Genomic DNA, 10391 nt, shown 5'->3' on the forward strand with positions numbered 1-10391 from the left:
ATTCTTCGGCGGCATGGCCGGGCGACCGGCCCGGCCGCATTCCAGACTGAGCCGGATCGCTGCCAGCGGTCCCACGACCCCTCCTGCTCGGAAATGTCTTCATGCCCATCAAGAAAATCCTCGTCGCCAACCGCAGCGAAATCGCCATCCGCGTGTTCCGCGCCGCCAATGAATTGGGGCTTAAGACGGTGGCCGTGTTTGCCGAAGAGGACAAACTGGCGCTGCACCGCTTCAAGGCCGACGAGGCCTATCTGATCGGCAAGGGCAAGGGCCCGGTCGAGGCCTATCTGCAGATCGAGGAATATATCCGCATTGCCCGCATTTCGGGTGCCGACGCGATCCATCCCGGCTATGGATTGCTGTCGGAAAGCCCCGAATTCGTCGATGCCTGCGAAGATGCCGGCATTATCTTTATCGGCCCGCGGGCGCAGACCATGCGCGACCTGGGCAACAAGGTCGCCGCGCGCAATATGGCCATTGCCTCCAAGGTGCCGGTGGTGCCCGCGACCGATGCATTGCCCGACGATCCGGCCCAGATCAAGAAGCTGGCCGCCGAAATCGGCTACCCGCTGATGCTCAAGGCCAGCTGGGGCGGCGGCGGGCGCGGCATGCGCCGCATCATGGATGAAAAGAGCCTGCTCTCGGAAGTTTCCGAAGGCAAGCGCGAGGCCAAGGCGGCGTTCGGCAAGGACGAGATGTATCTCGAAAAGCTGGTGGAGCGGGCCCGCCATGTCGAAGTGCAATTGATTGGCGATGATCACGGCAATCTGGTGCATCTGTTCGAGCGCGATTGCTCGGTGCAACGGCGCAACCAGAAAGTGGTCGAGCGCGCCCCCGCGCCCTATCTGAGCGAAGATGTGCGCAAGGAATTGACCGACGCCGCCGTGCGGCTGGGCAATGCTGCCAATTACCGCGGCGCCGGCACCGTCGAATTCCTGATGGATGCCGACAATGACAAATTCTACTTCATCGAGGTCAATCCGCGCATCCAGGTGGAGCATACCGTCACCGAGGAAGTGACTGGCATCGATATCGTCAAGGCGCAGATCCACCTGCTCGATGGCGCGGTGATCGGCACGCCCGAATCCGGTGTGCCGCTGCAAAAGGACATCCATCTCAACGGCAATGCCATCCAGTGCCGGGTGACCACGGAAGATCCCGAGCAGAATTTCATTCCCGATTATGGCCGCATCACCGCCTATCGCGGCGCCACCGGCTTTGGCGTGCGGCTCGATGGCGGCACGGCCTATGCCGGGGCGGTCATCACCCGGTTTTACGATCCGCTGCTGGAAAAGGTCACCTGCTGGGCGCCGTCAGCCGAGGAAGCCATTGCTCGCATGCACCGCGCCCTGCGCGAGTTCCGCATTCGGGGCGTGTCGACCAATCTGGCATTCCTTGAAAACATCATCACCCATCCGGACTTTGTCGAGAACCGCTATACGACGCGCTTTATCGACACGACGCCCGAGCTGTTCAATTTCAAGCCGCGCAAGGACCGCGCGACCAAGCTGCTCAGCTACATTGCCGACGTCACGGTGAACGGGCATCCCGAAGTGCGCGACCGCCCGCGTCCGCCGGCCGAGGCTGCAGCGCCCGTACTGCCCGAGTTCCCGCCGCCGGCGACGATCGATGGCAGCCGGCAGGTGCTGGATCGGGACGGCCCCGCCGCGCTTGCCAAGTGGATGAAAAAGCAGAAGCGGGTGCTGTTTACCGACACCACCATGCGCGACGCGCATCAGAGCCTGCTCGCCACCCGCATGCGCAGCTATGACATTACGCGCATTGCCCAGGCCTATTCGCGCGGATTGCCGAACCTGTTCAGCCTCGAATGCTGGGGCGGGGCGACCTTCGACGTTTCCATGCGCTTCCTCAATGAGGACCCCTGGGAACGGCTCGCCAAGGTACGCGAAGGCGCGCCGAACATCCTGACGCAGATGCTGCTACGTGGCTCCAATGGCGTGGGCTACACCAATTATCCCGACAATGTGGTCAAGTTCTTCGTTGCCGAGGCGGCCAAAGGCGGGGTGGATATTTTCCGCGTCTTCGATTGCCTGAACTGGGTCGAGAACATGCGCGTCTCGCTCGATGCGGTGCTCGAGGCCAACAAAGTTGCCGAGGGGGTGATCTGCTATACCGGTGATCTGTTCGATCCCGACCGCTCCAAATATGATCTCAAATATTATGTCGGCCTGGCGCAGGAGCTGGAAAAGGCCGGCGTGCATGTGCTTGGCATCAAGGACATGGCGGGACTGCTCAAGCCCGCTGCGGCCAAGAAGCTGATTGCGACGCTGCGCAATGAAACCAGCCTCCCCATTCATCTGCATACCCACGACACTTCGGGCGCTGCCGCCGCCACGGTGCTGGCGGCAGTGGATGCCGGGGTGGATGCGGTCGACGCGGCCATGGACGCGCTATCCGGCACGACCAGCCAGCCGACGCTGGGTTCGCTCGTGGCGGCCCTAGCCGGCGGCGAGCGTGATCCGCAGCTCGATTCCAAAGCGATCCGCCAGATTTCCTTCTATTGGGAAGCCGTGCGCACGCAATATCGCGCCTTTGAAAGCGATCTCAAGGGCGGCGCGTCCGAAGTCTATCTGCATGAAATGCCCGGTGGGCAGTTCACCAATCTCAAGGAACAGGCGCGTTCGCTGGGGCTCGAAACCCGCTGGCACGAAGTCGCCCAGACCTATGCCGACGTCAACCAGATGTTTGGCGATATCGTCAAGGTGACGCCAAGCTCCAAGGTGGTTGGCGACATGGCCCTGGCCATGGTGTCGGCCGGGCTGACCCGGGCCGATGTGGAAGATCCCAAGCGCGACATCGCCTTCCCAGATTCAGTGGTTGGCTTCTTTGCCGGCGATCTGGGCCAGCCGCCGGGCGGCTTCCCCAAGGATCTGCAAAAGAAGGTGCTCAAGGGCAAGAAGGCGCTGACCGAACGCCCCGGCTCCTATCTCAAGGATGTGGACCTCGAAGCCGAGCGCAAGAAGATTGCCGGTGAGGTCGGGCATCCGATCGACGATTTCCGGCTCGCCTCATACCTGATGTATCCCAAGGTCTATGCCGACTTCGAAAAGACCCAGGAGCGCTACGGCCCCACCGAAGTGCTGCCTACGCCGGTCTATTTCTATGGCCTCTCCGAAGGCGACGAGCTGTTTGTCGACATCGAGAAGGGCAAGACGCTGGTCCTGCAATATCTGGGCCGTGCGCCCACCAATGAAAAGGGCGAAGTGCGGGTCTTCTTCGACCTCAACGGGCAACCGCGCACCATTACCGTGCCAGACCGGCTCAAGGCCGGCGAAGTCAAGCTGCGCGCCAAGGCCGTTGCGGGCGATGCCAAGCAGGTCGGCGCACCCATGCCGGGCGTGATCTCGACCCTGGCCGTCAAGGAAGGCCAGAAGGTCACGGCCGGCGATGTGCTCTGCTCGATCGAAGCCATGAAAATGGAAACCGCCATCCATGCCGAAGTCGATGGCGTGATCGCGGAACTGCTGATCAAACCGGGCGACCAGATCGACGCCAAGGACCTGCTGGTGCGGTTCGAATAGCAAAAAGCCCGGAGCGATCCGGGCTTTTTTGTTGGTGCAGCCGTACTCAGCTAAAGCCGCCGCGCGCGTCCATCAATGGTGCGCTCATTGCGCTCGCGCATATCCGCACGCACCGGCACCGGCAGGCGGGAAACGATCCAGCTGACCATCAGCGGCACCAGGATCAGATCATCGGCCCAGCCCAGCAAGGGGATGAAATCGGAAATGATGTCGATCGGGCTGACCAGGTAGAACGCCACGAAGGCGGTGGCCGCCTTGAGGTAAAAGGGCGTGTGCGGCGACATGAACGCCTGCCAAAGCAGGACCACTTCCTTGCGGAAGAGCAGGATGCGCGGGATGAAGCGGGACGTCAGGAGCTTGAACATGCTTCTTAAATGGTTGTGGCAGGGCCGGGTTCAAGACTTTGCCATCATCAATCAGAAACATTGCGCAGATAGGCTTGGAGGCTTATTTCTGCGCCAACAGCTTTAGGCAGGTGAATGATGGCGGGTCCGGCGGCACGCAGGCAATCGGTGGGTGTGGATGTCGGCGGGGTGCGCGTCGGCGGCGGTGCGCCCGTGGTCGTGCAATCGATGACCAATACCGACACGGCCGATATCGATGCGACGGTCAAGCAGGTGATGCAGCTGGCCCGCGCCGGCTCGGAGATCGTGCGGATTACCGTGGATCGCGACGAGTCTGCCGCCGCCGTGCCCATCATCCGCGATCGCCTCGCCTTCATGGGCTATGACGTGCCGCTGGTGGGCGATTTCCACTATATCGGCCACAAGCTGCTCACCGACCATCCGGCCTGTGCCGAGGCGCTGGCGAAATATCGCATCAATCCGGGCAATGTCGGCTTCAAGGCCAAGCGCGATACCCAGTTTTCGACGCTGATCGAGATTGCCAACCGCTACAACAAACCCGTCCGCATCGGGGTGAACTGGGGTTCGCTCGATGAGGAACTGCTGACGAGACTCATGGACGAGAACGCTGCCTCCGCGGCGCCGATTTCAGCCTCTGCCGTGCAGCGCGAAGCGATCATCCAATCGGCGCTGCTGAGTGCGCAACGCGCCGAAGCGCTGGGCATGGGCCGCGACAAGATCATCCTTTCCACCAAGGTCAGCGACGTCCAGCACCTGATCGCGGTCTATCAGGACCTTGCCGCGCGCTGCGATTATGCCCTGCATCTGGGGCTGACCGAGGCCGGCATGGGCACCAAGGGCGTCGTGGCCTCCTCCGCCGCTCTGGGCATCCTGCTGCAGCAGGGTATCGGCGACACGATCCGCATTTCCCTCACGCCCGAGCCGGGCGGGGACCGCACCACCGAGGTCAAGGTGGCCCAGGAATTGCTGCAGACCATGGGTTTCCGCCAGTTCCTGCCGGTGGTCGCTGCCTGCCCCGGTTGCGGACGCACCACCTCGACCACGTTCCAGACCCTGGCCAAGGACATCCAGGACCACCTCTCCCATTCCATGCCCGAATGGAAGGAACGCTATCCCGGCGTCGAGGGCCTGTCGGTGGCCGTCATGGGTTGCATCGTCAATGGCCCCGGCGAAAGCAAGCATGCCAATATCGGCATTTCCCTGCCCGGCACGGGCGAAACCCCGGCTGCCCCGGTTTTCGTCGATGGCGAAAAAGTCGCCACCCTGCGCGGCGCCGACGTGGCCGACCAGTTCAAGGTCATGGTGGCCGATTATATCGAGCGCAAATTCGGGACGGGTCAGAAGACCGCAGCGGAATAGGCCGGGTCAGTCCACTTCGGCCGTGACCACCGGCGGCTGGCAGGCATCCACCCATTTGCCGCCACACAATTGGGCCAGCCGTTCGACGCTCAGCCGCACCGAAGCGTGGGTAGAGCCGCCGGCGGGGATCACCAGCTCATAGACCCTGAGCGAAGCGTCGAGATAAATCGGCAAAGGCTGCGGCAGCCCGAATGGGCAGACCCCGCCCACCTGGTGGCTGGTCAATTGCTCGACCTCCTCGGCCCCCAGCATGCGCGGGCGGCCGCCAAAAGCTGCTTTGGATTTCTGGTTGTCGAGCCGCGCATCGCCGCGGGTCACCAGCAGCAATACCTCGCCATTGACGCGAATGCACAGCGTCTTGGCGATCTGGCCGGGCTCGACGCCATGCACATCGGCGGCCAATTGCACGGTGGCGGTGGAGTGTTCGGTGACTTCGACCACGAGGTCAGGCGCACGGGCGGCAAGGTCGGCTTGGACAGAAGCAAGGCTCATGACAAATTCTCAGAACAGGCTAGCGAGGCGGGTTTCAAACTTGAACCGCGTCCTGTCGCGGATCGGGGTGGCGAGCGCCCGGCGCATGAAGGCGGGGTCGATTTCCCGCACGCCATCAAGGCTCATGAGTTCGCTGACGGTGACGCGCTCGCCGGCATAGGGCTCGTAGCCGACATTCATTCCCGTTTCGACCAGGCCAGCCGACAGCACCCGGCAATAGGCGCCGGGGCGGTTGGCGCGGTGAAAGCGCCGGACCCAGCCCGGATCGCCCATGCGCGCCGCAAAGGTCATGCAGGGCGTGCGGTGATAGGTGACTTCGAGCAGGGCCGGGCCGATGGAGAAGCGATCGCCAATGGCAACTTCGCGCCCCTCTACACCGCCAATGGTCAGGTTCTCGCCAAACGTGCCCGGCGCGATGGATTGGCCCAGCTCAGTGGCCCACCACAGATAATCATCGGCGAAATAGACATAGATGGCCTGGTCGCTCCCGCCGTGGTGCTGGCGGTCGCAAATGGCGTCGCCCGCCAGGCCCAGCCGCTCGATGCTGGCACGGCTCACCGCCGTCTTGACGATGCCGGTCAGCGGAGAATAGCCCGGAATGTGCTGGGCCGTGCCAAGATTGATGCTGAGCAATTGGGCCATCTCAGTTTTCCCGGCTGGCGAAATAGCGGGCCGTGGCGCGCAGGCCATCGGCCTTGGGGCCAAAGGTGCGCAGGGCCGATTGGGCGAAAGTTACCGTGGCTTTCAGATGTTCGCGGGCCTCGTCCACCCCCACGCGGGCCACCAGGGTCTGCTTGCCATTGGCCGCGTCCTTGCCGGTGGCCTTGCCCAAGGCCTCAGGCGTGGCGGTCACGTCCAGGATATCGTCGGCCAGCTGGAAGGCGCGGCCGGCGGCCTCGGCATAGGCGGTGAGTGCGGACAGGGCGCGCGGATCGGCGCCGCCCAGAATGGCGCCCATGCGTACGCTGGCGCGGATCAGCGCACCGGTTTTCATCGCCTGCATTGTGGCGACGTCATCGCCGGAAAAGCCGCCCGCCTCGCCCTCGATATCGCGCATCTGCCCGCCCGCCATGCCGCCGGCGCCGCTGCCGGCCACCAGTTCGCTCACCAGCACTACGCGGGTGGCGGGATCGGGGTGGCATTCGGGGGAAGCGAGCAGGCCAAAGGCGTGGGTGAGCAGCGCGTCGCCAGCCAGGATTGCCGTGGCTTCGTCAAAGGCCTTGTGCACCGTCGGGCGGCCCCGGCGCAGGTCATCGTCGTCCATGGCTGGCAGGTCGTCATGGATCAGCGAATAGCAATGGATCATTTCGACGGCGAGCCCGGCAATCAGCGCGGCATGGGGCGGCACGTTGAAAATATTGGCGGCCTGGCGCACCAGCAGCGGGCGCAGGCGCTTGCCGCCGCCAAGGCTGCCATGCCGCATGGCAGCAATCAGCCGGTCGGCAGCGGGGCCGGGGCCGCTCAGGCGGTCGGCCGTCAATTGCCGGTCGAGCGCGGTTTCCACGGCCAGGGCGCAATCGGCAATGTCGGCGGCAAAATCATACATGGCTCGTTGCTAGCCGGTTTGGGGCGGCCGCGGCAAGGGGATGTATGGGCTGTCACTGACATGTCCTGCCGGAGGCAGGGTTGTGGCACGCATAGGCCGCGTGCTCTTTCGTCCCCTCGCCCCTCAGGGGAGAGGGTCAGGGTGAGGGGTGCGATGCTGCAGGCATATCCGATATCCCAGCATCGCACCCCTCACCCGCCGGCTTTGCCGTCGACCTCTCCCCTGAGGGGCGAGGTGATCAGAGGCATAAGCACCCGGGACCAACCAGGGGAAAAGGAACCGGCTCCGCCCCATTTTCACCATAGCCATCGGCCCGCTCCTGCCGCTATGGAATGGTCCATGGCACGAGCAAGCAAACCCAAGGGCATCTGGCGCATTCTGCGTCCTCTTTGCATGCTGGCCGCTGTCCTCATTGCCATCCCGCTGGTGCTGACCCCGGTCTATCTCGTCATCGATCCCGTCTCGGTGCCCATGCTTGAGCGCTATGTCACAGGGCGCTCCGTGGTGCGGGAATGGCGCGATATCGGACAGATTTCCGATCGCCTCAAGGCCGCAGTAGTGCTGTCCGAAGATGGCCAATTCTGCCGGCATTGGGGTGTCGATCTGGGCGCCCTGCGCGACGAGGTCGAGCGCTATATGGCCGGCGAGGATGCGCGCGGCGCCTCCACCATCACCATGCAGGTGGCGCGTAATCTATTCCTGTGGAACGGGCAGAGCGTGGTGCGCAAGGCGCTCGAAGTGCCGCTGGCGCTCTATGTCGACCTGGTCCTGCCCAAAAGGCGGATCATGGAAATCTATCTCAACATTGCCGAATGGGGCCCCGAGGGACAATTCGGCGTGGCGGCCGGGGCTGAGCGGGCTTTCGGCATCGAACCACAGAACCTGGATTGGCGAACTGCCACGCTCTTGGTCGCGGCGCTGCCCAATCCAATGCTGCGCCAGCCGGGCCGGCCCTCGGGCGGCATGTTGCGGATTGCCGGCATCGTGCAGAACCGGACCCAGCAATATGGCGAGCGCGCCAGCTGCGTCGGGGAGGGCGGCCGGCTGGCGCTGTGAGGGGGCACGATGTCACCAACCCCACCGTTCTCCCTCGGGCTTGACCCGAGGGCCGCTCGCCACTCATACCGGATCGGGAATGGCCCTCGGGTCAAGCCCGAGGGAGGCGCTGTGGGTGAAACAGAGGACTTCGCCGCTCCTACTGTTCACAGGGGCCATTCCACCACAAAACCCACTAGCCAAGCCCCCCGTCTTGCTCTATAGACCCGGTCAATCCCAACAGAGATAAGTCTCTGGGCCGCTTTGGCGGCGCAACGATATTGAATTCGGAGTACCGACCATGGCAGTGCCAAAACGAAAGACCTCGCCGATGAAGCGCGGCTTCCGCCGCTCGGCCGACGCTCTTGCCAACCCTACCTATGTCGAAGACAAGGATTCGGGCGAGCTGCGTCGTCCGCATCACGTCGACCTCAAGACCGGCATGTATCGCGGCCGGCAGATTCTCGACGTCAAGAAATAAGCCAAAGACGAGCTGCAGCCATGCGCTCGGATTTGTAGATAATGCAACGGCCGGTCCCGATGGGGAGCGGCCGTTTTGCTTTGACCATGCCGCCAAAAAGAAGCGGCCCACACTCGGAGATTTCCATGAGCATGCGCGTTGAATCGGACTCGATGGGCACCATCAATGTCCCGGATAACAAATATTACGGCGCGCAGACGGCACGAAGCCTGGCCAATTTCGATATTGGCGGTGAGAAAATGCCCAGGGAAATCGTGCATGCCTTCGGCATCCTGAAAAAGGCGGCGGCGCTGGCCAATAACAAATTGGGCCTGCTCGACGACAAGACGCGCGACCTGATCGTTGCCGCCGCCGATGAGGTGATTGCCGGCAAGCTGGAAGATCACTTCCCGCTCGTCGTCTGGCAGACCGGCTCGGGCACGCAGTCCAACATGAATGTCAACGAGGTGATCTCCAACCGCGCCATCGAGCTGGCCGGCGGCACGATGGGCTCCAAAAAGCCCGTCCACCCCAATGACCATGTCAATATGAGCCAGTCGTCCAACGACACCTATCCGACTGCCATGCATATCGCGGCGGTCGAGGCGCTGGAGAATTACCTGTTTCCGCGCGTTGAAAAGCTGCGCGACACGCTGGCTTCCAAGTCGGAAGAATTCATGGATGTGGTCAAGATCGGCCGCACCCATCTGCAGGATGCGACGCCCCTGACGCTGGGCCAGGAAATGAGCGGCTGGGTCGCCCAGCTCGATCTGGCCGTGCAGGCCATCAAGGTTACCATTCCCCAGCTCAAGGAGCTGGCGCTTGGCGGCACCGCTGTCGGTACCGGGCTCAATGCTCATCCCGACTATGCCGTGGCCGTAGCCAGGGAAATCGCGACGCTCTCCGGGCATGACTTCGTCACAGCCCCCAACAAATATGCCGTCATGGCCGGCCATGACGCCTTTGTCGGCACGTCGGGGGCGCTCAAGCAACTTGCTGCCGCCCTGATGAAGATTGCCAATGACGTGCGCTGGCTGGCCTCCGGCCCGCGCTCGGGCCTGGGCGAAATCACCATTCCGGAAAACGAGCCGGGCAGCTCGATTATGCCGGGCAAGGTCAATCCGACCCAATCCGAGGCCATGACCATGGTGGCCGTGCAGGTGATGGGCAATGACGCCGCGATCGGCTTTGCCGCCAGCCAGGGCAATTTCGAGCTCAACGTGTTCAAGCCGGTCATCGCTTACAATTTCCTGCAATCGGTGCGGCTCTTGGCCGATGCATCGCGCTCGTTCAACGACAATTGCGCCATCGGCATCGAGCCCGACCGCGCCCGCATCAAGGAATTGGTCGACAAGTCGCTGATGCTGGTCACCGCGCTCAACCGCAAGATCGGCTACGACAATGCCGCCAAGATCGCCAAGACCGCCCACAAGAACGGCACCACCCTGCGCGAGGAAGCCATCGCGCTGGGCCTGCTCACCGGCGAGGAATTCGACGCCGAAGTGAAGCCCGAACAAATGGTCGGCCCGCTCAAGCTGAAGAAGTAGGACTGCAAGACTACAGGGCCGCCGGCCCCTGCGCCTCCCTCCCCC

9 protein-coding genes are annotated in these 10391 nt (G+C 63.2%); 5 read left to right on the forward strand and 4 right to left on the reverse strand.

All coding sequences use genetic code 11. The features are described from left to right. Positions 1 to 101 precede the first annotated feature (101 nt). Positions 102 to 3542: a pyruvate carboxylase gene (gene pyc / locus FF80_RS02275; protein WP_035097214.1), complete on the forward strand. Its 3441-nt coding sequence runs from the start codon at positions 102 to 104 to the stop codon at positions 3540 to 3542. Between the two features lie 50 nt (positions 3543 to 3592). Here pyc and FF80_RS02280 read toward each other — a convergent pair whose 3' ends face one another. Next, positions 3593 to 3907 carry a YkvA family protein gene (locus FF80_RS02280; RefSeq protein WP_052153084.1) on the reverse strand — a complete coding sequence of 105 codons (315 nt, stop codon included), beginning with the start codon at positions 3905 to 3907 and terminating at the stop codon, positions 3593 to 3595. A gap of 114 nt (positions 3908 to 4021) precedes the next feature. Here FF80_RS02280 and ispG point away from each other — a divergent pair, with 114 nt between their 5' ends. After that, entirely contained in the window at positions 4022 to 5266 is a 1245-nt protein-coding gene (gene ispG / locus FF80_RS02285) for a flavodoxin-dependent (E)-4-hydroxy-3-methylbut-2-enyl-diphosphate synthase (protein ID WP_035097215.1), read from the forward strand. A gap of 6 nt (positions 5267 to 5272) precedes the next feature. Here ispG and FF80_RS02290 read toward each other — a convergent pair whose 3' ends face one another. The 3 genes from FF80_RS02290 to FF80_RS02300 are packed head-to-tail and all read right to left on the reverse strand — an operon-like array spanning position 5273 to position 7304. Continuing rightward, entirely contained in the window at positions 5273 to 5758 is a 486-nt protein-coding gene (locus FF80_RS02290; protein WP_035097216.1) for a YbaK/EbsC family protein, read from the reverse strand. A 9-nt stretch (positions 5759 to 5767) separates the two neighbouring features. Beyond that, complete coding sequence (locus FF80_RS02295) at positions 5768 to 6400, reverse strand: MOSC domain-containing protein (RefSeq protein ID WP_035097217.1); 633 nt, start codon at positions 6398 to 6400, stop codon at positions 5768 to 5770. Between the two features lies 1 nt (position 6401). Next, on the reverse strand, positions 6402 to 7304 hold the full coding sequence (locus FF80_RS02300; RefSeq protein WP_035097218.1) for a polyprenyl synthetase family protein: 903 nt from the start codon (positions 7302 to 7304) through the stop codon (positions 6402 to 6404). 339 nt (positions 7305 to 7643) lie between these two features. Here FF80_RS02300 and FF80_RS02305 point away from each other — a divergent pair, with 339 nt between their 5' ends. From FF80_RS02305 to fumC, 3 genes are all read left to right on the forward strand, one after another. Further along, a complete protein-coding gene (locus FF80_RS02305) occupies positions 7644 to 8360 on the forward strand; it encodes a transglycosylase domain-containing protein (protein WP_052153085.1) in 717 nt (238 codons plus the stop codon). Positions 8361 to 8640: 280 nt separating this feature from the next. Next, positions 8641 to 8820, forward strand: a complete 180-nt coding sequence (rpmF, locus tag FF80_RS02310) for a 50S ribosomal protein L32 (protein WP_035097219.1) — start codon at positions 8641 to 8643, stop codon at positions 8818 to 8820. A 125-nt stretch (positions 8821 to 8945) separates the two neighbouring features. Further along, a complete protein-coding gene (gene fumC / locus FF80_RS02315; protein WP_035097220.1) occupies positions 8946 to 10346 on the forward strand; it encodes a class II fumarate hydratase in 1401 nt (466 codons plus the stop codon). Positions 10347 to 10391: the final 45 nt, after the last annotated feature.

The organism is Devosia sp. LC5 (assembly GCF_000735585.1).
In the GTDB taxonomy this organism is placed as follows: Bacteria; Pseudomonadota; Alphaproteobacteria; order Rhizobiales; family Devosiaceae; genus Devosia.